The organism is Paenibacillus sp. MDMC362 (assembly GCF_003269305.1).
Lineage (GTDB): Bacteria > Bacillota > Bacilli > Paenibacillales > Paenibacillaceae > Paenibacillus_AQ.
The window spans coordinates 132,208-153,669 of the sequence record NZ_QLYT01000035.1 but is presented as its reverse complement, the minus strand read 5'-3'; the positions used below and the strand labels follow the sequence as shown (position 1 = coordinate 153,669).

Genomic DNA, 21,462 nt, shown 5'->3' with positions numbered 1-21,462 from the left:
CCAAGCTTGTAACTTCCTGATATCGCAAGAAAAACTTCCTCTAAAGGCGGTCTCTCCTCTGAGAGTGTACGTTGATCGACGTTTTTGTTTAGATATCAGAAAGTATAGACTTCGAAGCATGTAACTTCCTGATATCGCAAGAAAAACTTCCTCTAAAGGGGGTCTCTCTTCTGGAGTGTACGTCGATCAACGTTTTTGTTATAATCCGAGTAAGTTTATTGTCTTTATAGCAATTCGGTTTAGTGGAGAATGATTTCACTTCATATATAAAGGAGAGTTTCAACATCGTGAAGATTTATAACAGTGTGGTGGATATGATCGGTCAGACGCCGATAGTGAAACTTCAGCGCCTAGTGCCTCCAAGCGCTGCGGATGTCTATGTAAAGCTTGAGAGATTCAATCCTTCCGGCAGCGTGAAGGACCGCGCGGCGTACAACCTGATTCATACCGCCGAGGAACAAGGACTCCTTCAGCCGGGCGGTACCATTATTGAGCCGACAAGCGGGAATACCGGCATTGGCCTGGCGATGATTGCGGCCGCCAAGGGTTACCGGGCTATCCTGATTATGCCGGACAATATGTCCAAGGAACGGATCAATATATTGAAGGCGTACGGCGCGGAGGTCGTGCTGACACCGAGCAGCGAACGCATGCCGGGTTCGATTGCCAAGGCGCTGGAGCTCAAGGAGCAGATTCCCGGAAGCTTCATTCCGCAGCAGTTCGAGAATGCGGCCAACCCGGACATTCACCGGGTGACTACGGCGCCGGAAATATTGGAGCAGATGGAAGGTCGGCTTGACGCCTTCGTGGCGACGGCGGGAACGGGGGGTACCGTAACCGGAACCGGGGAAGAGCTGCGAAAGTCCTTGCCGAACCTGCACATCGCGGTAGTCGAGCCGAAGGGCTCGCCCGTGCTCTCCGGCGGACAGCCTGGACCGCACAAGCTGGTGGGCACGAGCCCGGGCTTTGTACCGAAGATTCTGAATACGGGCGTATATGATGAGATCATCCAGATCGCCGACGAGGATGCGTTGCAAACGGTGCGGGACTTGGCTCGCAGGGAAGGCATTCTGGTAGGGCCGTCCTCCGGCGCATCGGTATTCGCTGCTCTACGCGTAGCGAAGCGGCTGGGGGAAGGGAAGCGGGTTGTCTGCATTGCCCCGGATACGGGAGAGCGGTATTTGAGCATGGATATTTTCTAAAGCGAGAAGGACCTCTGGTTAACCGGAGGTCCTTTCTTGCTGTTCTATGGGCGACCTCCAATGTTCGAGACGTTGTTTAAGCTGTTTGAGGTCTTTTACGACGACTACTTTGCCGGGATAATCTTCGAGCGTATCCTGAATCTGATATCTGCCTTCGCGCTGATAAGTTGCGCTCCATTCGAACATTTTTTTGAACATGTCCCAGGTGGGGGTGTAGTGGGCCTGTTCAAGTCGCAGTCGCTGCTTGATGAACCTTGTGATGATTCGGTAGGTTATTGTTGAATAGGAGGGGTTCAGGAATACGATAAGATCTGCACGGCAGAAGCTGGGGCTGACCCACTTGAGGTGAGCGCCTTCGATGATCCAGCATTTCTTGTTGACGATACTTAGTAACATCGCATCCCTGTCTGCTTCACTCCTCCGAATATCATTCGGCTCGGCTCGCTCCCACACCACATTGTCGAGCTCGTAATAAGGAATGTGAAACCGGGTGGACAGGGTCCTGGCAAGTGTCGTTTTACCGCTACCGACGGAGCCGATAATATGGATCCGGTTCGGAAAAATAGTATCCATAAAAAGATCACCGCATTCCTGAAAAATGGTAGCTAATCATTTCGGTGCCGAGGCGGCGATCTCCTGTCCTACTACTTATAAAATTTCACCACTCGCGGCCGGGAACGGGAAAATGGTGCTCGATGAAAGCCTGCGGCAATCGGGCGAAGAATAAAACATATCGAGAGCGAGCCAAGTCCATGGGATAAACAGCCTGCCATAGGATCTGGTTTGGATCAGGATATTGCCTTCTCCGTAGACCAATCAAGCGATTATCCTTGATTGGTCTTTTTTTCATGGAGCCGAATTTTTAACAGGAATACACGGCCCAGCAACGAAATGGTTGTAACCTATTATTTTTCAAAAAATGTTGATGCCTTTGTCGATTAGGGGATTCTCTATTCGTTGGTTAAGCATAGAACGAAAATTTTAAGTTTAATCTTATTAACCAGGAGGTATAAGAATGAGATTTATGATGATTGTAAAGGCAACCGAGGATTCCGAGGCAGGCGTGCTGCCAAGCGCAGAGCAATTGGATGCCATGATGAGGTACAACATGGAGTTGGCCAGAGCGGGCGTGCTCCTTGCTGCCGACGGGCTCCATCCAAGCTCGGGCGCCATTCGGATATCTTATCCAGAGCCGGGGGGCAAACCGAAAATTACAGATGGCCCCTTTACGGAAGCGAAGGAACTGATCGCGGGGTATACCCTGATCGAAGTGAAGACGAGGGAAGAGGCGATCGAGTGGGCTAAACGCATGCCGGATCCGCACGGCTTCGGTGCGGGCCAGATTGAGCTCCGCCAGGTCTTTGAACCGACGGAGCTGACGCAGGATCCGGAGGCGCAGGCTAAACAATACGAAATGCGTGAACACATTCAAAGGCAGAATCCATAATGTCAGCTGCAGATACCCATCGTACGATCGATGCCATCTGGAGAATCGAATCCTCCAAAATCATTGCCTACCTGACTCGAATGGTTCGTGACGTCGGGATCGCCGAGGATCTTGCTCAGGATGCGCTAATCGCTGCGCTGGAACACTGGCCGATGGACGGAATACCGGATAATCCCGGTGGATGGCTCATGACCGCCGCGAAGCGGAAAGCACTGGATCTGCTGCGCCGGAATAAGGTGCGCGATCAGAAGTATGAGCTGCTCGGACGCGAAATGGATTCCCGGATGGATTTGGATATGGAGGTACCGGAGGCGGGGGAAGTGAACGATGATCTGCTGCGGCTGATCTTCATGACCTGTCATCCGGTTCTTTCCTCTGAGGCACGCGTAGCTCTGACGCTGCGTTTGCTCGGCGGATTAACGACAGCGGAGATTGCCCACGCCTATCTTGTGCCTGAACCGACGATCGCGCAGCGAATCGTTCGTGCCAAACGGACGCTGTCGGCGACCCGGGTGGCATTCGAGATTCCTCAGGGAGCCGAGCTTAAACCGCGGTTGTCATCGGTTCTTGAGGTCATCTACCTCATGTTTAACGAGGGGTACGCAGCATCTTCGGGCAGCCAGTGGATTCGTCCCCTGCTGTGTCAGGAAGCGCTTCGGATCGGGCGGGTGCTGGCAGAGATCGCGCCGACGGAGGCCGAGGTGCACGGATTGGTTGCGTTAATGGAATTTCAATCCTCTAGGTTCAAGTCCCGGGTCAATGCGGAGGGTGAGCCTGTCCTGCTCATGGATCAGAATCGGGCCTTGTGGGATTATTTATTGATTCGGCGCGGTTTTGCCGCTTTGGAACGGATCGAGCGGTTGGGCGGAATGACGGGACCTTACGCCATACAAGCTGCCATCTCCGCTTGTCATGCCGGAGCGCCCACTGCAGCAGAGACCGACTGGATTCGCATCTCCGCGTTATATGAGGCCTTGGCCCAGGTTTCACCTTCGCCCATCGTGGAATTGAACCGGGCCGTGGCTCTCTCCATGGCTTTCGGTCCGGAGATTGGGCTTGAGATCGTGGATGTTTTACGCGGCGAGCCGGCCTTGAAGGGATACCATCTCCTCCCGAGCGTAAGGGGAGACCTGCTCTTCAAGCTGGGGCGCCTGGACGAGGCCTGCGTGGAGTTCAAGCTGGCCGCATCGCTGACGGATAACCTGAGGGAACGTGCCCTGCTGCTTAACCGTGCGGCAGAATGTCTGCCAGCGGACGCTTAAGACACGCTTCAGAAAAAAACTTAAAAAAATTTCGAAAAAAATATGAAGATATGTCGATTACATAAAATCTCGTTCGTCATTTAGATATAAAACAAAAAAACCGAGAGGAAGATGAACATGCAAGCACAAATGGTACCTTTTATTATTTCGGAGGATGCAAGAGGTCAGGCGAATTTTTACATGCAAGCGCTGGGTGGAGAGATCGATTTGTTGACTACCTTCAAGGACATGCCGGGCATACCGGAAGTCCATCAGGATAAGGTGATGCATATGTCGTTAACGCTGGCTGGCGGCAATAAGCTGATCCTCACCGATGCGTTTCAGGAAACCGGCAAGAGCCCGAGCATGGGGCTGGCCATCACGTTTGATCATGAGGAAGACGCCCGCGCCGCTTATCGCCATCTTAGCGATGGGGGGACCGAGAAATATCCGTTTGCCCTGCAGCCTTGGGGAGCCTACTACGGTGAAGTGGTGGACCGGTACGGCATGACCTGGCAGATGGTGCATCAGGGTTGAGTTGGAAAAATACCATACTACGATAAAGAGGGAGCTAATAAGATGAATCAAGAAGTAACGGATTACATTGCAGCCATCAGTGATACCTGGAAGGTGGAGGTCAGCGGGCGGCTTCGGGAGCTTGTGCACGGCACGATCCCGGACGTTTCGGAACGGCTTCAATACAAAAAGCCCCATTTTCTGAAAAACGGAAAATATGCAGCCGTGATCAGCGTCGCGAAGAGCGCCGTGAGCTTTACGATTTTCAATGCGGATGGCCTGGATTGGCCTGAAGCGTTGTTTGAAGGACCGCCTGAGCGAAAGACCATCAAAATTTCGTCCGGGCAGCAGGTCGATTATGATACGCTCGGATCCTTGCTGAAGCAGGCGTCCGGCGGACTGTAAATCGTATGTAATAGGGACGCAGATAACCGGTGTTCGAATTGCTGATAGCATAGCCGCGATCCTGTGAGGATCGCGGTATGGTCATTTTACTTCTTGGTGCCGTGCTGCTTGGTCGGCAGTTTGTCGCTTGGCGTTCCCTTGCCGTGATTTTCCTTGTTGCGACGGGCCTTTTCCGCATTCTCGTTCATTTTTTCCACAAAATCGTGCGTGCTTTCCATATGACGTTAGCTCCTTTGCTCAGAATGTATGGCTTTGCCTGATCGTGCTTAATATAACCATTTCGTCGTGATCATATTTGGTGGCTTTGGAATGGATACAGATGGTGAGATTTTCGTTTGGGGGGATGAGGGGATGTCCAGTAAACTCGCGATCATCATGATGGTTGGAATTATCGTTGTTCTGGGTATGGTCGGCTGCAGCGGATTTGACGAGGATGCGGGGTCCGCAGACGAGAGCTTGTACTCCGTCAAGAAGCTGATGAAGCTGGATGCTGCGAAGGTGAAAGCCATTCATGTGGTTTATGGGGATGGCACACGGATGGTGCTGGATCAGAAGCAGGACATAGAACCGGTTATGGAGCGAGTGGACAATCTTCAAGCCAAGCGGATCACGGATAACGAGAAACCGGGATTTCTGTTCTTTATGGACGTCATGCAGGGCGAGCAGGAGGTTCGCGTGGCGAACGAGTTTGAGGTGGATGGACAATCGTATGTACTGACGGGTTCCGAGTTGAACGATCTAAACAAGTACATGGTCGAGCTGGGTCGATCCCACAACCCTGAATTGCTGCCGGGGTACACGATAAACGATCAGGAGCCTTGAGGTATGTCTCTTACGGTTTCACAGGGATCGTGAACGGAATGAATGGAGAAGGCAATTGTCATATCACGGCAAAAAAATACCCTGCCAGAGGCAATCGCCCGGACGGAGTATTTATGGTGGGAACCCGTTCCATATTACTTCTTATGACTGATCAACAGCTCATATTTGTTTAAGGAAGCGCCTAAAATATTTTCGTTGCGGCCCTGACCGTGGGATTGCCTGAACGATTCACTGGAAGTCCAGCGTTTGAACGCCTCCTCGTCCTCCCATACCGTAGAGACCTTCAGTTCCTCTGCCTCTGCGCCTTCTTTGGCTTCGTGCCATACTTCCATCCGCACGAATCCCTCAATCTCCTGGACACCCTTCGCTTCAGCGAATCGCTGCGCAATTTCTTGTCCGAAGCCCGGTTTAACCTTAATCGAGTTTGTAACAACCAGCATGCTAGATTCCTCCTTCGATAACGACCGGATAAATTCCCAAAATGTCTAACCCCTTGCCTGTATGTCCATTATACATGAACGGAAAGGCCGATTTCATCTTTAGGGAGCCTACAAAAGCCACAAGAGCCACAAGAGCCACAAAAGTCTCAAGTGCATCAAAAGCCTCGTAGCCAAGGCTCCCGGCTAGTCAAAGCTGCGGCTACTTAAGTCACCGGAGGACCTTCTGCCGGAAACTCTGCCGCAGGTACGGCTGCAGCCGGCGTCATGACTTTGGGTTTCGCTCTGCCGCTCCAAGACCAATAGGTGCCGATGCGCAGCAGCCGTTCAACGGGTCCGCTGCGGAACCGTTTCAACCAGAGCAGGCTGCCCGTTGCCAGTACAGCATAGATCAGGATAGCCAGCAGTGCTCCTTGCAGCACGCCGAGCTTGCCGAACATGCCCAGCCCGAATCCGTAGAATATCAGTACGCACACAATGCTTTGCGTCAGATAGTTGGTTAGCGACATCCGCCCAACCGCTTCAAATGCCCGGATGATGACCGATTGTTTAGATGAGTAGGCATATAGGGAAGCGAACAGATGTATATAACCCAGTGCGAGCAGAGGTCCGCCAAGCATCGTAAAGATGCCGCTCCAGCCGTGGGTGGAACCGAGCATAACCCCAGCGGTTTTTAGTCCAAGCCCGACCGGTATGAGCAGAGACCATCTTAGATACAGCTTGATCTCCATGGAGGGATGAAGGAAGCGCCCGCGTTTGGCGGCGACCATACCAAACAGGAACATCGGCGCGCTCATCAGCGGAGCAATCAGAATGACCAGCAGCATCAACCAGTCCGGAAGGTCGATGGGCATTTCCTCAGTGGAACGAAATTTCAGAATCTCGCTGTACGTGCCATTGCCGTATACCTCAATAGACTGCTTCACATAATTCTCCATACGCTCTGCTTCACCTGCCGTTGGCTCCATGGGGCCATATCCGAGGAGGGACATCAGCACGAGTAAGAGGATCCCCCAGATCAGGATTGTTTTGGCCTTCCGTTTAACAAACAGCACCAGGAAGAGTCCGATCGCTCCGTAAAACAGCAGAATATCGCCTTCCCAGATGAAGGTCGAATGGAGCAAACCGAGAACGATCAGCAGCATGGACCTGCGGAAAAAGCTGCGTCCGTATTTGAGCCCTTTGCCGATCAGGCTTTCCCGCATCTTAATCATGCTGTAACCAAACAGGAACGTGAAGATGGGCATGAAGCTGCCCTCTACAAATACTTTCAGCATGTCATGGCTGATCAGATCCAGCGTGGATGGCTGGAAGAAATGCAGCTCGTCTTTGCCGAACATGCCGTATTGAAAAATAAGCATATTGGCCATCAGGATGCCGAGCAAGCTCAAGCCGCGAATCGCATCCACGGCCGTGGAACGTTTATTTGTATTCATGTCAATCACCTCTGACACCAAGTATAAAGCTCGAAATGAAATAACTCGGAAACGGCAACCTAACTTTTTCTTAACTCTTCCCGCATTTGTTTAACTCCTGTTAAGGTTGTTGTGCTAGCATAAATGTCGGGTGAGGATAAAATGGATCAAACACGAATTTTAATTGTAGACGACGAACCTTCCATTGTGAAAATGCTGCAGATGGTGCTGCGCAAGGAAGGCTTTAACCGCATATATACGGCTTCCAGCTGTAAGGAAGCGCTTCGCGAAATCGCTGCACATGGAGCGGATATCGTGCTGCTCGATGTCATGCTGCCGGACGGCACGGGATTTGATCTCTGTCCGCAGATCCGCTCCTATGGCAGTCCGCACATCCTGTTTCTGACGGCCAAAGCGTCGGATCTGGATGTGCTGACCGGTTTTGCGATGGGCGGGGACGATTATGTCACCAAGCCCTTTAATCCGCTGGAGATTGCCGCAAGGATCAAGGCGCGTCTGCGCCGTGGCGGCATCGGGGCGACCGTGTCGGCTGAGCAGCCGGTGATACAGCGCGCATGGGATTTCGGCCGGTTCAAGGTCGATGAATCCGCCGGGGAGCTGACGGTGCAAGGAGAGCCTGTGCCTTGTCCGGCGCAGGTCTTTCAGCTGCTGCTTTATTTCTGCAAGCATCCGGGGGTCGTGTTTTCCAAGTCTCAGCTGTACGAAGCCGTGTGGGGCATTGACGGCATGGGCGAGGACAACACCGTCATGGTACATATCCGCCGCATCCGTGAACGCATCGAGGAGGATCCGAGCAACCCGCAATACTTGCTGACGGTTCGGGGGCTCGGCTACAAGCTGGTTAAGGAGAAAACCCGATGAGACTGCGCAGAAGGCTGGCCTTTCATTTTACGTACCAATTGATTGCGTTCTCGGCGTTTATGTTTTGCTTCCTGATCGTGCTCTTATTCTTCCTGATCAAACATATTAGCGACGATGAGATTAAACGGAACTTTCCGACAGGTGTCCTGAACAGCATCGTGACCGAGACGGTGACGGAGAATGGGGAGGTCCTGCTTCAGGAACAGTGGAAGCTCCTGCTTCAAGAGAAGGATATGTGGCTGCAAGTGGTGGATATGGACGGAAACGTGATTCTTTCCACCAATACGGCTCCGGATATTCCGTCGGAGTACTCGGTGAGCACCTTGCTCGAGATCAAGGAGGAGCGACGTCTCGGCGAGTACACGATGGATTGGCAGATGGATCTGACCTATGAAGAACCGCTGCTGTATCTGATCGGACGTATCGATGAAGGTTCGGACCATCTTCGGGAATGGTATGCCCATTATCAGAACGGCGGCAGGGTGAGGCCGGAGGATGAAGCGGAGCTCGAACGCGAATTAGCCGGTCTAGGCGGTTATTTGCATGTCATTGACCGGGAGGGCCGCGTTGTCCAAGCGATTGGAACAGATTCAGACAATAAGGTAAGCTACCACCCGCTGGAGATCATTACGATGCAGGAGCAGCCGGGCACGTATTCCACGCATATCGCGGTTTATCGCGATACGGACAGCGGCAACACCTGGGTATATCATACGCCGCAGGACGGGGCGCTGGAGAAAAGACCGATGATGAACGAGCTGATCCGCGTGGCGTTATGGACGATGGTCTGCGTGCTTGTGCTGTCACTAGGGGTCGCCATATGGCATGGATACCGGTACAGCCGGCCGCTGCTGCTGTTTACCGGGTGGTTTGAGCGGATGGGGAGCGGAGCTTACGAGGAAGTGCTGACGCCGAAGGACCGGAAGCGGGTATTCCGTAAGAACGGAAAGCTGCGCACGCGCTTCAAGCTGTACAAGGAAGTGATTCATTCTTTTTACAAGATGGCGGAGCAGCTTGCCGAGACCGAGAGGGAACGGGAGCGGCTCGACCGAAATCGGGAGGAATGGATGTCCGGGATATCGCATGATTTGCGTACTCCGTTGTCCTCCATCCAGGGTTACGGCTATATGCTTGAGAATGCACCGCAGGATTGGAGTCAGGAGGAACTGCGGGAGATGGGAACGGTGATTCGGGAAAAAGGGGACTACATGCTGGAGCTGATCAATGATTTCTCGCTCGTCTTCCGTCTGAGAAGCGAGATCCGCCCGCAGGAGCTGACCCGGCTTGACCTGAATGAGCTGGTACGCCGCTGCGTGCTGAAATACGTCAACGATGCTACGCTGGATGCGAATTTCAACTATATCGGCGGCGAAGAGGCGCTGCTCGTCGACGGCAATGCCAAGTGGCTGCAGCGGTTGATGGATAACCTGATCACGAATGCCGTGAAGCATAATCCGGATGGGGTAAACGTTGAGGTCCGGGTGGAGAGACGTCCCGGCGGTGCGGCGATCGTGGTTGCGGATCAAGGCGTGGGGATGGACGAAGAGACCCGCTGCAATCTGTTCGAGCGTTACTACAGGGGAACGAATACCGAAGAGAGCATGGACGGATCGGGACTCGGGATGAGCATCGCCAAGGCGATTGTCGAAGCGCATCGGGGCCGGGTAAAGGTGTGGTCTGAAGTGGGCCGAGGAACCACCATCACCGTGCTCTTGCCTGAGGCTTCCTTACAAGAAGGTGAGGGGGCTGCTGAGCGCGGCAAGGAATAACCTTGCTGATTGGATCGGCATTTCCCGAGTTGCCTCAAAAATCCTTCAACATTCCTATCCTGCTGCAGGCCCGGTTGCGCTATAATGGCTAAGCAACGACTACACTTCAGGTCCGGAGGATACTATGGGTTCTACTTCGTTTCGGCAATTGACTGGCAATGCGCGGGGCTGCCTCGTCTACGAGCCGCTGTTTCTTATCCCTTACAGCATGTTCACGACGTACACCTCGATTTACATGTACCAACTTGGGGTAACCGAGACCGGAATCGGCTGGATTACTTCCATCGGTTTGCTTGTGCAGGTGCTTTCTTCGTTTCTCAGCGGGTATTTAACGGACCGTTTAGGCAGAAAAAAAGCGCTGCTGTACTTCGACGTACTAAGCTGGACCGTGGCTACGCTGCTCTGGGCGGTCTCGCAGAACTTTTGGTTTTTTGTGATCGCGGCGGTCATCAACGGCTTTCAGAAGGTGCCGCATACCGCCTTTTACTGTCTGCTGGTGGAGGACACCGCGCCGAAGGAGCGGACCTATGTCTTTACGCTGCTGCAGCTGATTAGCGTTGTCGGCGGCTTGTTTGCACCGATTGGCGGGCTGCTGGTGTATTATTTCACGCTTGTGCCCGGGGTGCGCATCATGTTCGTGCTGGCTTGTATCCTGATGACGATCCAGTTTATCGGGCGCCACTATGCGACAAGGGAGACGGATATCGGTTACCGCAAGATGAAAGAAACGAAGGCAATGAGCCTGCGGGAAGGGATGTCCGACTATGCTTCGGTGATGAAGAGCATGCTCGGAAACCCGCTGCTGCTGATGATCTTCGGCGTGTATATATTATTTAATTTTCAGATGACGGTGAAGACAACCTACGTCTCCATTTTCATGGTGGAATATTTGCATTTGGGCAGCGGCCTGATCTCGGTCTTCCCGGCATTCTCTTCCGTTATTATGCTGATATTCATGCGGTGGATCATGCCCCGGATCGGGGAGCAGCATGTGCACCGGACGATGGTATGGGGGTTCGTTATATCGGTATTGTCCAATGTCATACTGGTGTTTGCACCGCAAGGGGATCTGTTGGTGCTGAGCTTGAGCACCGTCATTGCCGCAATCGGCACCATGATGACGTATCCATACTTGGAGACTGCGGTGGCCAACGCCATAGACGATGAGAACCGCGCCAAAATATTCGCACTGCTCCAGGTGCTCATCCTTATTGTCATTTCGCCATCCGGCATCATAGGCGGCTGGGCATATGGAATCGATCCGAGAATTCCCTTCTTGCTAGTTGCCGGGGCATTCGTGATCAGCATCCCGCTTATGCTGCTGTACGGCAAAAAGGTAAAGGCGGCGCCTGTCGAAGCCGGCGTTTAGCCATCGGCATGAGATTGAGATCATGGTAAAAAAGGTTGAACGTGCGTTTAGCGGCAAGGAAGCGAAGAAATAGGAATGGAGAGGCACTCCGGGCAAGGAGGAGCCTCTTTTTTTGCGTTGGTTATTGCTATTTGGTTAGCGTTCACTTATGATATGAGCATGAAAAAGAAACCACATTTCGATAGCAAGAAGAAGGATATTTTGCAGGCTGCCATGAAGCTCTTCGCCGAGAAGGGCGTAGATGGCGTATCGGTGAAGGAGATCGGCGCGGCGGCGGGCGTAACGGATGCGGCGATCTATAAGCATTTTACGAATAAGGATGCCGTGGCAGCGGAGGCGTTCGAGGAATACTGCAGCAGCTATACGCGTCTGGTGGATGATTATGCGTCCCGCCCCGGCTTGTTTACAGACCGGCTGTCGGCGCTCGTCACCCGGGTACTGGCTTCGTATGACGAGGATAAATACGGCTTGCTGCTCTTGTCCCAGCATCACGAGCTGTTTACGGAGGTGCTCAAGAGCAGGGGGCGTCAGCCGCTGGACGCCTTGCATGATCTGCTTGAGCAAGCGGTCTCGCAGCGGGATATTCCGCCGCAGAATACGCGATTAACCGCCGTGTTGATTATCGGTGCATTCAGCCAGCTGGCGATCTCAACGATGCAAGGGGAGCTAGAGGAACCTTTGTCGCCGCTGGCGCCTGAAGTGACGGCGCATTTATTGGCATTAACAGGTTTGGGAAAAGGTCCGGCGTGACCTTTTCTTTTTACCATCAAGTTAGTGATCGTTAACCAAATTATAAGGGGGAGAAAACATATGAAAAAGGTTTTAATTATTCAAGGCAATCCCATTGCGAACAGCTATGGCAGCCGGCTGGCAGAGGTCTATGCGAGGGGGGCGGCCGAATCCGGGGCGGAGGTGCGGGAGCTGGTGCTTGCGGAGCTGGAGTTTGACCTGAATCTCTCCGGCGGCTATAAGGATAAACAACCGCTGGAGCCGGATCTGCAAAAAGCGCAGGAACTGATCTCTTGGGCGGATCACCTGGTGTTTGTGTACCCGAATTGGTGGGGAGGCATGCCGGCGCTGCTCAAAGGGTTCATCGACCGGGTGTTTCTGCCGGGCTTTGCCTTCAAGTACCGCAAGAACTCGCCCTTGCCGGAGCAGCTGCTCAAAGGGAAAACGGCCCGTCTGATCGTCACGATGGATTCGCCGTACGTCTACTACCGTTTCTATCTCGGCCAGCCGGGGCATCAAATGATGAAGCATTCCATTCTGAAGTTTTGCGGCGTAGGCAGCGTGCGTGCCACGAACATTACGCAGCTTCGCAAAATGCCTGAAGTGGCAAGAAAGCAATGGCTTGAGCGTATACACAGAATGGGACGTAAATTGGCCTAAGGCTGGCAGGGTGTGGGATGTACAGTTCCGTCCAATGGCTTGACTTCTCGGGCAGGAGGATTATAATTCATACAACAAATGAAACGAAAAGAATGGAAGGTACGTTGTTTCAAAATCAAATCTTGATGTATATGCCGGGGAATAGAGCCCGGGCGTTTCTACCAGGTTACCGTAAATGACTTGACTACATGAAGGTTGAGAATCCCACCACCCCAGCTAAAGCTCCGCAAATATGGAAGCCGGCTGAAAAATCATCTGGATTGGAATCCGGCAGGTTTTAACAGATGAGGTGATGTGCAGACTAGATAGCATACCATGGCTGATGCACGGGACTTCTCTTCCTCTATGGATATAAGTACAGGCACCCCGGGCAGATACGCTGCCCGGGGTGTTTGGCGTGTTATACAGCGGATCGATTTTGTATTCTTACCGTTCATTTAAAAAAAGGGAGCGTGCAATCATCATGAGTTCAATCCAGAGACAGAAACGATACGAGGTCAGCCGGCAGCTGGGGAAGGTTGCCTTAGGACAGGAGCCAGCCGATCTGGTCATCAAGAGCGGCACGCTGGTGAATGTGTTTACAGGCGAGCTTCAGGAACGAGTGGACGTGGCCGTGGCCTCCGGACGCATTGCTTATATCGGCAACGCGGATCACACGATCGGGGAGGGGACTCGGGTCATCGAAGCGAATGGCCGCTATATCTCGCCGGGCCTGCTCGACGGCCATATGCATGTGGAGAGCACGATGCTCACCGTGACCGAGTTTGCCAAGGCGGCTATCGTTAGCGGAACGACAGGGGTATATATGGATCCCCATGAGATTGCCAACGTATTCGGCATGGAGGGCGTGCGCTGGATGCACGAGGAAGGGCAGCAGCTGCCGATGAAGGTGTTCACCACCATACCTTCGTGTGTGCCGTCAACCTTCGATCTGGAGGATGCTGGAGCGCGGCTGGGCGTAGCCGACATTGAGGAAGGGCTGACATGGCCCGGTGTTGCCGGGCTTGGCGAAGTGATGAATTTCCCGGGCGTCGTGTATGGCGATCCGACCATGAGCGGGGAGATCGAAGCCACGCTGCGTGCAGGCAAGACGGTGACCGGGCATTTTCCGGCAGAGGACGACCGGATGCTGCAGGCATATATGGCAACCGGCGTAAGCTCCGACCATGAGACGGTAACCCGGGAGCAGGCTTTGGAGAAGGTTCGCCTCGGCATGCACCTGATGATCCGCGAGGGTTCGGCTTGGCAGGATGTGAAGGAAGTTGTTAAGGTCATAACGGAAGATAAGGTGCGCACAGACAATATTTCTCTGGTTACGGATGATGTATATCCGCAGACGCTGCTGAGACTCGGACATATGAACCATGTGGTCCGCCGCGCTATGGAAGAGGGCGTGGACCCGGTTACGGCGATCCAGCTGGGAACGATCAATGTCGCTCGTTATTTCGGGATGGATATGGAGCTTGGCAGCATCTCTCCTGGCAAAACGGCGGATATTTTGCTGATTGATGATCTGTTGAGCATGGTCCCTTCCGTTGTGATCACGGATGGCGAAGTGGTGGCAGAGAACGGCCGACTCGTGAAGGCATTCCCGGTATATCAATACCCGGAAAAAGCTTTTAACTCGGTCCGGCTGCAGCGTTCGCTTACTGCGGAAGACTTTCAGCTGCGCAGCAAATTCGATGCAGCGCGTACGGAAGTGAACGTGGTGCGCGTCATCGAGAACAGCGCACGTACCGCTAAAATGACGGCGGTGCTCTCCGTGCAGCAAAGGGTGATCCAACCAGACCTGGATCAGGACGTGGTTCAGCTGGCATGCATTGAGCGCCACGGCACGACAGGGCAAATCTCGCTCGGTTTTGCGAGCGGCTTCGGACTGAAGTCCGGCGCAGTTGCGTCCACGGTCGCACATGACAGCCACAATCTGCTGGTGATGGGTACGAATGCCGAGGATATGGCACTCGCGGCGAATGAGCTGGCGGCGTGCGGTGGGGGCATGATCGTAGTACGGGACGGCAAGGTGCTGGCGAAGGTGGCGATGCCGATTGCGGGTTTGCTGGCGGACCGTCCGGTTGAGATCGTAGCGGAGGAAGTCGCTGCCTTGGAGGAGGCTTGGAAGGAGCTCGGATGCTACATTCATGCTCCGTTCATGACCTTCTCGCTCATTGCGCTGCCGGTGATTCCGGAAATCCGCATTACCAACCGCGGGATCGCGGACGTAACGGAATTCAAGCTCATCGAGACCGAGATTGGCGCTGTTCAATAAGGGCGCAGATATACCGAAGCAGGTTGGCCTGATGGCGAACCTGCTTTTTTGTATTGTAAATACAGGATTCTAAATCGCGAGCAGAGTCAGCAAGCCCGTTCCATTTTTTTCGATGTGCACAAAGTCGCAGTCAACTTAGTGATTTTCGTCACAAATTTATAACTTTTTACCCCCGTTTGAGTCCTGGTATTGTGATGTTTGTCACAATCCTTTAGGGCGTGGTCTGCGACAATACAAAAAGAATCAAATTTGAAGTGATCACGTGAGCTAAAGGAAGGGGTATCTGATATGGATCCGGTTATGCTGGCGCGAATTCAATTCGCATCGACAACCATTTTTCACTTTATTTTCGTACCGTTGTCCATCGGATTGGCGTTTCTGATTGCCATCATGGAGACGATGTATGTTGTCAAAGGCCAGGAAATCTACAAGAAAATGGCCAAGTTCTGGGGAAAGCTGTTCCTGATTAACTTTGCGGTCGGGGTTGTGACAGGGATTCTGCAGGAATTCCAGTTCGGCATGAATTGGTCGGATTACTCGAGGTTTGTCGGGGACGTATTTGGCGCACCGCTTGCCATTGAAGCGTTGCTGGCGTTTTTTCTCGAGTCGACGTTTATCGGACTATGGATATTCGGGTGGGACCGGTTATCGAAGAAGGTCCATCTGCTAAGTATCTGGCTGGTGTCCTTCGGCACCCTGATGTCCGCATTCTGGATTCTGGCAGCGAATTCGTTCATGCAGCGTCCCGTCGGATTCGAGATGAATAATGGGCGGGCGGAGATGAATGATTTCTTCGCACTGATTACGAACGGTCAGCTGTTGGTGGAGTTCCCGCACACGATCTTCGGGGCACTGACAACCGGGGCGTTCCTCGTTGCAGGTGTGAGTGCCTACAAGCTGATGAAGAAGCAGGATTTGGATTTCTTTAAGAAATCATTTCACATCGCCATCGTGATTGGCCTCATCACCTCCATTCTGGTTGCGGTATTCGGTCACCAGCAGGCGCAGTATCTGGTGGATACGCAGCCGATGAAGATGGCCGCTGCGGAGAGCCTGTGGGAAACGAGCGATGATCCTGCGCCTTGGACGGTCATTGCGGCCATCGATCCGGATAAGCAGGAGAACACGATGGAGTTTAAAATCCCGTATTTGCTCAGCTTTTTATCCTATAGCAAGTTTTCCGGTGAAGTCATCGGGATGAAGGAGCTGCAGGCGCAATACGTACAGCAATATGGTCCTGGAGACTATATCCCGCCGGTGCGCACCACGTTCTGGAGCTTCCGGATTATGGTTGCAGCCGGCAGCGTCATGATACTGCTGGGATTGTACGGAGCGTGGCTGATGCTGCGCAAAAAGGTCGAGAAGGCCGGCAAATGGTTCCTCAGACTGATGCTGTTCGGCATTTCGCTGCCGTTCATCGCCAATACGTCGGGATGGATCATGACGGAAATCGGACGCCAGCCTTGGACGGTATTCGGACTGATCACCACGGAGAACAGTGTTTCACCGAACGTCAGCGCAGGCTCGATCCTGTTCTCGCTGATCCTGTTTACTGCCATTTATGCGGTGCTGGCAGCCGTTATGGCGTATCTATTTATCAAAGTCATTAAGAAAGGACCGTATGCGGCGGAGGAAGAGGACCACCACGCAAGCGATCCGTTTAATAAGGAGGGCTACAATGCTGTCTCTTAACGAACTGTGGTTTGTGCTCGTTGCCGTTTTGTTTATCGGGTTCTTCTTCTTGGAGGGCTTCGACTTCGGGGTCGGGATGTCCACGCAGCTGCTAGCCAAAAATGATACCCAGCGCCGGGTGCTGATCAACTCGATCGGCCCGTTCTGGGACGCCAACGAAGTCTGGCTGTTGACGGCGGGCGGCGCCATGTTTGCCGCCTTCCCGAACTGGTATGCGACGCTGTTCAGCGGATTCTACATTCCGCTTGTCTTTCTTCTGCTGGCCTTGATCGGACGCGGGGTGGCCTTTGAATTCCGCGGCAAGGTGGGCGATGTTCGCTGGAAACGGGTGTGGGACGGTGCGATCTTCACCGGCAGCGTGCTTCCGCCATTCCTGCTCGGCGTTGTTTTTGCCTGCCTGATACAGGGACTCCCCATTAACGAGGAGATGCAGCTGCATGCCGGATTGTTTGATGTTGTGAATGGCTATACTGTGGTTGGCGGACTGACGATGGTGATGCTCTGCCTGCTGCATGGCTTGATGTTCACAACACTGCGCACGATGGGGGATCTTCAGGAACGGGCGCGCCGTATGGCCCGGAGACTCCTGCTCCCCGTAGCGGCCCTGTTCGTGGCATTCGGGGTGATGACGTATTTCATGACCGATATCTTCGAGAAGCGCGGCGTGGCGTTAACCGTGCTGTTGGTGCTGGCTCTGCTTGCATTCCTGCTGGGCGGATATTTCATGAACGTCAAGCGGGACGGCTGGGCTTTCGGGATGACCGGCGCAGTCATCGCACTCTTGGTAACGTCCGTGTTCGTGGGCTTGTTCCCGCGCGTGATGGTCAGCTCCATCAACCCTGCATTTGACCTGACCATTTATAATGCGGCCTCCGGACCGTATTCTCTCAAGATTATGACGATTGTGGCGGTCACGCTGCTGCCTTTCGTATTGGGCTATCAAATTTGGAGTTACTTCGTTTTCCACAAACGGGTACATGAGAAGGAGCATTTGGAGTACTGATGGGAAAAGATCTGCTGGGATACAAAGGCGCCAAGACGGTATTCTTCCTTGTCGCCGTATGTACCCTGGCACAGAGCATGGCCATCCTTCTGCAAGCCAAGTGGCTGGCGGAAGCCGTATCCGCCCTGTTTGCGGGATCAACGCTGCAGGAGCAGGGGGAGACCATTGCCTTGTTCCTGCTTGCATTTCTGGCACGCCACGGCATCTCGGCCGTGCAGCAAGGAATCGCACAGCGCTTTGCCGAGGAGACGGGCACGAGCCTGAGGAAGCAGCTGCTGGATGAGCTGTTTCGGAATGGACCGTCCTTTGTCCGGTCGGAAGGAACGGGCAATGTGGTTACGCTTGTGCTGGAGGGCATCGGCAAGTTCCGCAAATATGCGGAGCTGACCATACCGCGTTTGATGGGGGCGTGCATTACCCCGGCTCTGGTATGGCTGTACGTGTTCATGACGGACCGGATATCGGGCATAATTCTGCTGGTGACCATGCCGATCCTGATCGTATTTCTCATCCTCGTGGGGCTTGCCGCGAGAAAGCAGACCGAGCGGCAGCTGGATTCCTACCGTATGTTGTCCAATCATTTTGTGGATTCGCTGAGAGGACTCACTACCCTGAAGTTTCTGGGACAGAGCCGCAAGCACAGCGAGAGTATACAGCAGGTCAGCGAGGGATATCGTGCAGCTACCATGCGGACGCTACGCGTGGCGTTTCTGTCGTCCTTCGCGCTGGATTTCTTTACGATGCTGTCCGTGGCATCTGTTGCGGTAAATTTAGGCTTGCGCCTCATTAATGGCAGCCTGGAGCTGCTGCCCGCACTGCTCATCCTGATCCTAGCACCGGAGTATTTCCTGCCGGTGCGCATGGTCGGGGCGGACTTTCATGCCACGCTGGACGGCAAGCAGGCAGGGGAAGCGATGCAATCCATGATTCGAGAGGCCCGGATAGGGCGTTCTTGCGATATAACATTTAAAATTGAAGATAATTCACCTGAGCCTAATCGCCCGCAACCGCGATTCCAATGGGATCACCACAGCGTCCTGGAGCTGTCCGGAATCGGCCTCAGACACGAAGAGTTGGGGCCTGCCTCCTTGGAGGATGTCAGCTTCCGGATACCAGGCCAACGCAAGATTGGCATCGTGGGGGAGAGCGGGGCCGGCAAATCCACGCTCATCGAGCTATTGGGTGGATTCATAGCGCCTACATCCGGCGTGATGGAGCTAAATGGCGTGAAGCTGGAGGACTGGAACCGGCGGGCGTGGCGGACCGAGGTCACCTATATGCCGCAGCAGCCGTATTTATTCGGTGCTACCCTGGCGGATAATGTGCGCTTTTATGCGCCGAAGGCGTCCACAGCGCAAGTCGAAGCAGCGGTAGAAGCGGCGGGTTTGTCGCATCTGGTGAAGAGCTTGCCTGGCGGACTCGCAGAGATGATCGGCGGCGGCGGGCGCGCTTTAAGCGGCGGTCAGGCACAGCGCGTGGCCTTGGCCAGAGCGCTGCTCGGCGACCGGCGGGTTCTGCTGTTGGATGAGCCGACGGCCCATTTGGATATCGAGACGGAATACGAGCTGAAGGAGACGATGCTTTCCCTTTTTCAAGATAAGTGGGTTTTCCTAGCGACACACAGACTGCACTGGATGCAGGATATGGATTACATCATTGTCCTGCATCACGGTCGGGTGGCGGAAACGGGAACCCATGAGGAGCTTATCGCTCGACAAGGCGTCTATTATGGGTTGATTACATCACAGATGGAGGGAATACAATGAAGCAGGAATCGTGGTTTCGGCCTTACGTAACGGCAAACTTCTGGCGCTTTCTGCTGATTGTGATGCTTGGCGTGCTCACGATCCTGTTCGCCGGGATGCTGATGTTCACATCCGGGTATTTGATCTCCAAGTCCGCCCTAAGGCCGGAAAATATCCTGATGGTATACGTGCCGACCGTCGGGGTTCGGACCTTCGGCATCGGACGCGCGGTCATCCATTACGTGGAGCGCCTGGTGGGGCATGACACGATTCTTCGCATCCTGTCCCGGATGCGCCTGCGGCTGTACCGAATTCTGGAACCGCAAGCCCTCCGTTTATCCTCCCGGTACCGCACCGGGGATCTGCTGGGCGTGCTCTCCGATGATATCGAGTATTTGCAGGACGTCTATATTCGTACGGTCTTTCCATCGATTGTTGCGCTTCTGTTATACGCCGGGGTCATTCTGGCTGTCGGCCTGTTTGATCCGGCATTTGCTCTTCTGCTCGCGCTGTATGCAGCGGTGCTGATTCTGGTACTGCCGCTCGTTTCCCTGCTGCTCACCAAGCGGAAGAACCGGGAAATGAAGCAGGCCCGAAGCAACCTCTACCAGAAGCTGACCGACGCGGTATTGGGCATCCATGAATGGTATGTCAGCGGCCGACAGACGGAATTCCTGAGCGGTTATGAGGCGGATGAAGCGGAGGTCGACCGGACCGATCGCTCTCTCAAGCGCTGGTCGCGTCTTCGGGGTTTTATCGGCCAATGCGTGGTTGCCGTGACGGTGGTATCGATGGTGTATTGGTCAGGAGGGCAGTATGCGGACGGCTCGATCGATGTTACGCTGATCGCGGCTTGCGTGCTGGTTGTGTTCCCGTTAATGGACGCTTTCCTGCCGGTATCCGAAGCCGTGGAGCGGATTCCGCAGTACGGCCAATCGGTCGGGAGGCTTCAGGCGATCGAAAGCGCCGAAACATCTGAAGGGAAACGGAATCGGGGTCAACAGCTCAATAAGGGAGAGATCGAATCTGTCATAAGCAGCGGTGTCCATGTGAAGGCGGATGGCGTCAGCTTCCGTTATGATCAGGCGGCCGGGCGCAAATCCGGGCTGGAACAATCCGGTATGAATGGGGGAGGGGCTACGTTAACGGATGTATCCCTGGATATTCCTCCTGGGGCCAAGGTAGCCATTATCGGGCGTTCAGGTGCCGGTAAATCCACCCTGCTGCAGCTGATTCAGGGTGTGCTGGTACCTTCAAGGGGAAGTCTCACTTTAGGAGGAGTGGATTCAGCGCGGTTTGGCGATGAGATTTCTTCCGTTATTTCGGTATTGAACCAGAGTCCGCATTTGTTCGATACGACGCTAGCAAACAACATCCGGCTCGGGCAGCCGGATGCCACGGAAGCGGAAATACGGGACGCGGTTGCTTTGGCACGGCTAGAACCGTTGGTGGCTTCCCTTCCGGAAGGTCTTCGCACCCGAATGCAGGAAGCCGGGCAGCGTTTCTCCGGGGGAGAGCGCCAGCGCGTGGCTTTGGCCCGAATCCTGCTGCAGAGAACGCCCGTTGTCATTCTGGATGAGCCTACGGTCGGGCTGGATCCCAAAACCGAGCGGGAACTGCTGTCCACCATATTTGCCAGCCTGCAGGACCGGACCTTGATCTGGGTGACGCATCATCTGGTCGGCGTGGAGATCATGGATGAGATCCTCTTCATGGAAGACGGTCAAATCGCCATGCGGGGTACCCATGATGAGCTGATGGAGCGTTATCCGCGGTATCGGAACTTGTACCGTTTGGATCGTCCGGCGATATAGACAGCGATAGCGAGTTGACAGCAGAAGAACCGACCTTTCAGGAGGGCG

The 21,462-nt window shown here is 54.0% G+C and carries 21 protein-coding genes and 1 riboswitch; of the genes, 17 read left to right on the top strand and 4 right to left on the bottom strand.

The features are described 5' to 3' along the window. Nucleotides 1-314: 314 nt before the first annotated feature. Entirely contained in the window at nt 315-1,202 is an 888-nt protein-coding gene (gene cysK / locus DP091_RS18405; RefSeq protein ID WP_373456932.1) for a cysteine synthase A, read from the top strand. 18 nt (nt 1,203-1,220) lie between these two features. Here the strand turns inward: cysK and DP091_RS18400 are convergent, their stop codons facing one another. Continuing rightward, nucleotides 1,221-1,775 carry a P-loop NTPase family protein gene (locus DP091_RS18400; protein ID WP_113059652.1) on the bottom strand — a complete coding sequence of 185 codons (555 nt, stop codon included), beginning with the start codon at nt 1,773-1,775 and terminating at the stop codon, nt 1,221-1,223. Nucleotides 1,776-1,819: 44 nt separating this feature from the next. Between DP091_RS18400 and DP091_RS18395 the strand changes: the two genes are divergently transcribed. From DP091_RS18395 to DP091_RS18375, 5 genes are all read left to right on the top strand, one after another. Beyond that, nucleotides 1,820-1,963: a CGNR zinc finger domain-containing protein gene (locus DP091_RS18395; RefSeq protein ID WP_258394609.1), complete on the top strand. Its 144-nt coding sequence runs from the start codon at nt 1,820-1,822 to the stop codon at nt 1,961-1,963. A 254-nt stretch (nt 1,964-2,217) separates the two neighbouring features. Next, nucleotides 2,218-2,649, top strand: a complete 432-nt coding sequence (locus DP091_RS18390; protein WP_009590355.1) for a YciI family protein — start codon at nt 2,218-2,220, stop codon at nt 2,647-2,649. Then, nucleotides 2,649-3,911 carry an RNA polymerase sigma factor gene (locus tag DP091_RS18385; RefSeq protein ID WP_113059651.1) on the top strand — a complete coding sequence of 421 codons (1,263 nt, stop codon included), beginning with the start codon at nt 2,649-2,651 and terminating at the stop codon, nt 3,909-3,911. The genes DP091_RS18390 and DP091_RS18385 overlap by 1 nt, the downstream gene beginning before the upstream one ends. Before the next feature lie 117 nt (nt 3,912-4,028). Beyond that, on the top strand, nt 4,029-4,427 hold the full coding sequence (locus DP091_RS18380; RefSeq protein ID WP_113059650.1) for a VOC family protein: 399 nt from the start codon (nt 4,029-4,031) through the stop codon (nt 4,425-4,427). Nucleotides 4,428-4,469: 42 nt separating this feature from the next. Then, complete coding sequence (locus DP091_RS18375; RefSeq protein WP_113059649.1) at nt 4,470-4,811, top strand: DUF1801 domain-containing protein; 342 nt, start codon at nt 4,470-4,472, stop codon at nt 4,809-4,811. Between the two features lie 86 nt (nt 4,812-4,897). On the opposite strand, the gene DP091_RS18370 is transcribed toward DP091_RS18375, so the two are convergent. Next, the gene (locus DP091_RS18370) at nt 4,898-5,029 is read right to left on the bottom strand and encodes a DUF4023 domain-containing protein (protein ID WP_009590359.1); all 132 of its coding nucleotides are present in this window, start codon (nt 5,027-5,029) and stop codon (nt 4,898-4,900) included. Between the two features lie 133 nt (nt 5,030-5,162). Between DP091_RS18370 and DP091_RS18365 the strand changes: the two genes are divergently transcribed. Then, on the top strand, nt 5,163-5,633 hold the full coding sequence (locus DP091_RS18365) for a hypothetical protein (RefSeq protein ID WP_113059660.1): 471 nt from the start codon (nt 5,163-5,165) through the stop codon (nt 5,631-5,633). Between the two features lie 134 nt (nt 5,634-5,767). Here DP091_RS18365 and DP091_RS18360 read toward each other — a convergent pair whose 3' ends face one another. Continuing rightward, the gene (locus DP091_RS18360; RefSeq protein WP_009590367.1) at nt 5,768-6,073 is read right to left on the bottom strand and encodes an antibiotic biosynthesis monooxygenase; all 306 of its coding nucleotides are present in this window, start codon (nt 6,071-6,073) and stop codon (nt 5,768-5,770) included. A gap of 203 nt (nt 6,074-6,276) precedes the next feature. Then, nucleotides 6,277-7,506 carry a DUF418 domain-containing protein gene (locus DP091_RS18355; RefSeq protein ID WP_113059648.1) on the bottom strand — a complete coding sequence of 410 codons (1,230 nt, stop codon included), beginning with the start codon at nt 7,504-7,506 and terminating at the stop codon, nt 6,277-6,279. A gap of 141 nt (nt 7,507-7,647) precedes the next feature. On the opposite strand from DP091_RS18355, the gene DP091_RS18350 reads away from it, so the two are divergent. From DP091_RS18350 to cydC, 10 genes are all read left to right on the top strand, one after another. Then, nucleotides 7,648-8,367 carry a response regulator transcription factor gene (locus tag DP091_RS18350; RefSeq protein WP_113059647.1) on the top strand — a complete coding sequence of 240 codons (720 nt, stop codon included), beginning with the start codon at nt 7,648-7,650 and terminating at the stop codon, nt 8,365-8,367. Beyond that, nucleotides 8,364-10,136, top strand: a complete 1,773-nt coding sequence (locus DP091_RS18345) for a sensor histidine kinase (RefSeq protein WP_113059646.1) — start codon at nt 8,364-8,366, stop codon at nt 10,134-10,136. The genes DP091_RS18350 and DP091_RS18345 overlap by 4 nt, the downstream gene beginning before the upstream one ends. A 124-nt stretch (nt 10,137-10,260) precedes the next feature. Continuing rightward, on the top strand, nt 10,261-11,505 hold the full coding sequence (locus DP091_RS18340; RefSeq protein ID WP_113059645.1) for an MFS transporter: 1,245 nt from the start codon (nt 10,261-10,263) through the stop codon (nt 11,503-11,505). A 159-nt stretch (nt 11,506-11,664) separates the two neighbouring features. Then, nucleotides 11,665-12,255, top strand: a complete 591-nt coding sequence (locus DP091_RS18335) for a TetR/AcrR family transcriptional regulator (protein ID WP_113059659.1) — start codon at nt 11,665-11,667, stop codon at nt 12,253-12,255. A 60-nt stretch (nt 12,256-12,315) separates the two neighbouring features. Further along, a complete protein-coding gene (locus tag DP091_RS18330) occupies nt 12,316-12,894 on the top strand; it encodes an NAD(P)H-dependent oxidoreductase (protein WP_113059644.1) in 579 nt (192 codons plus the stop codon). Nucleotides 12,895-12,999: 105 nt separating this feature from the next. Beyond that, nucleotides 13,000-13,101: riboswitch (purine riboswitch) on the top strand. Nucleotides 13,102-13,357: 256 nt separating this feature from the next. Then, entirely contained in the window at nt 13,358-15,160 is a 1,803-nt protein-coding gene (ade, locus tag DP091_RS18325; protein ID WP_113059658.1) for an adenine deaminase, read from the top strand. A gap of 288 nt (nt 15,161-15,448) precedes the next feature. After that, nucleotides 15,449-16,852, top strand: a complete 1,404-nt coding sequence (locus DP091_RS18320) for a cytochrome ubiquinol oxidase subunit I (RefSeq protein ID WP_113059643.1) — start codon at nt 15,449-15,451, stop codon at nt 16,850-16,852. Continuing rightward, the gene (gene cydB / locus DP091_RS18315; protein ID WP_113059642.1) at nt 16,839-17,855 is read left to right on the top strand and encodes a cytochrome d ubiquinol oxidase subunit II; all 1,017 of its coding nucleotides are present in this window, start codon (nt 16,839-16,841) and stop codon (nt 17,853-17,855) included. The genes DP091_RS18320 and cydB overlap by 14 nt, the downstream gene beginning before the upstream one ends. Next, on the top strand, nt 17,855-19,621 hold the full coding sequence (gene cydD / locus DP091_RS18310) for a thiol reductant ABC exporter subunit CydD (RefSeq protein WP_113059641.1): 1,767 nt from the start codon (nt 17,855-17,857) through the stop codon (nt 19,619-19,621). Before cydB ends, cydD begins: the two co-directional genes overlap by 1 nt. Further along, nucleotides 19,618-21,414: a thiol reductant ABC exporter subunit CydC gene (cydC, locus tag DP091_RS18305; RefSeq protein WP_113059640.1), complete on the top strand. Its 1,797-nt coding sequence runs from the start codon at nt 19,618-19,620 to the stop codon at nt 21,412-21,414. Before cydD ends, cydC begins: the two co-directional genes overlap by 4 nt. Nucleotides 21,415-21,462 lie beyond the last annotated feature (48 nt).

Excerpts from the sequence above, each read along its gene's own strand:
- cysK (WP_373456932.1), top strand. The coding sequence starts at position 315 with ATGATCGGTCAGACGCCGATAGTGAAACTTCAGCGCCTAGTGCCTCCA.
- DP091_RS18400 (WP_113059652.1), bottom strand. The coding sequence starts at position 1,775 with ATGGATACTATTTTTCCGAACCGGATCCATATTATCGGCTCCGTCGGT.
- DP091_RS18390 (WP_009590355.1), top strand. The coding sequence starts at position 2,218 with ATGAGATTTATGATGATTGTAAAGGCAACCGAGGATTCCGAGGCAGGC.
- DP091_RS18385 (WP_113059651.1), top strand. The coding sequence starts at position 2,649 with ATGTCAGCTGCAGATACCCATCGTACGATCGATGCCATCTGGAGAATC.
- DP091_RS18380 (WP_113059650.1), top strand. The coding sequence starts at position 4,029 with ATGCAAGCACAAATGGTACCTTTTATTATTTCGGAGGATGCAAGAGGT.
- DP091_RS18375 (WP_113059649.1), top strand. The coding sequence starts at position 4,470 with ATGAATCAAGAAGTAACGGATTACATTGCAGCCATCAGTGATACCTGG.
- DP091_RS18370 (WP_009590359.1), bottom strand. The coding sequence starts at position 5,029 with ATGGAAAGCACGCACGATTTTGTGGAAAAAATGAACGAGAATGCGGAA.
- DP091_RS18365 (WP_113059660.1), top strand. The coding sequence starts at position 5,163 with ATGTCCAGTAAACTCGCGATCATCATGATGGTTGGAATTATCGTTGTT.
- DP091_RS18360 (WP_009590367.1), bottom strand. The coding sequence starts at position 6,073 with ATGCTGGTTGTTACAAACTCGATTAAGGTTAAACCGGGCTTCGGACAA.
- DP091_RS18355 (WP_113059648.1), bottom strand. The coding sequence starts at position 7,506 with ATGAATACAAATAAACGTTCCACGGCCGTGGATGCGATTCGCGGCTTG.
- DP091_RS18350 (WP_113059647.1), top strand. The coding sequence starts at position 7,648 with ATGGATCAAACACGAATTTTAATTGTAGACGACGAACCTTCCATTGTG.
- DP091_RS18345 (WP_113059646.1), top strand. The coding sequence starts at position 8,364 with ATGAGACTGCGCAGAAGGCTGGCCTTTCATTTTACGTACCAATTGATT.
- DP091_RS18340 (WP_113059645.1), top strand. The coding sequence starts at position 10,261 with ATGGGTTCTACTTCGTTTCGGCAATTGACTGGCAATGCGCGGGGCTGC.
- DP091_RS18335 (WP_113059659.1), top strand. The coding sequence starts at position 11,665 with ATGAAAAAGAAACCACATTTCGATAGCAAGAAGAAGGATATTTTGCAG.
- DP091_RS18330 (WP_113059644.1), top strand. The coding sequence starts at position 12,316 with ATGAAAAAGGTTTTAATTATTCAAGGCAATCCCATTGCGAACAGCTAT.
- ade (WP_113059658.1), top strand. The coding sequence starts at position 13,358 with ATGAGTTCAATCCAGAGACAGAAACGATACGAGGTCAGCCGGCAGCTG.
- DP091_RS18320 (WP_113059643.1), top strand. The coding sequence starts at position 15,449 with ATGGATCCGGTTATGCTGGCGCGAATTCAATTCGCATCGACAACCATT.
- cydB (WP_113059642.1), top strand. The coding sequence starts at position 16,839 with ATGCTGTCTCTTAACGAACTGTGGTTTGTGCTCGTTGCCGTTTTGTTT.
- cydD (WP_113059641.1), top strand. The coding sequence starts at position 17,855 with ATGGGAAAAGATCTGCTGGGATACAAAGGCGCCAAGACGGTATTCTTC.
- cydC (WP_113059640.1), top strand. The coding sequence starts at position 19,618 with ATGAAGCAGGAATCGTGGTTTCGGCCTTACGTAACGGCAAACTTCTGG.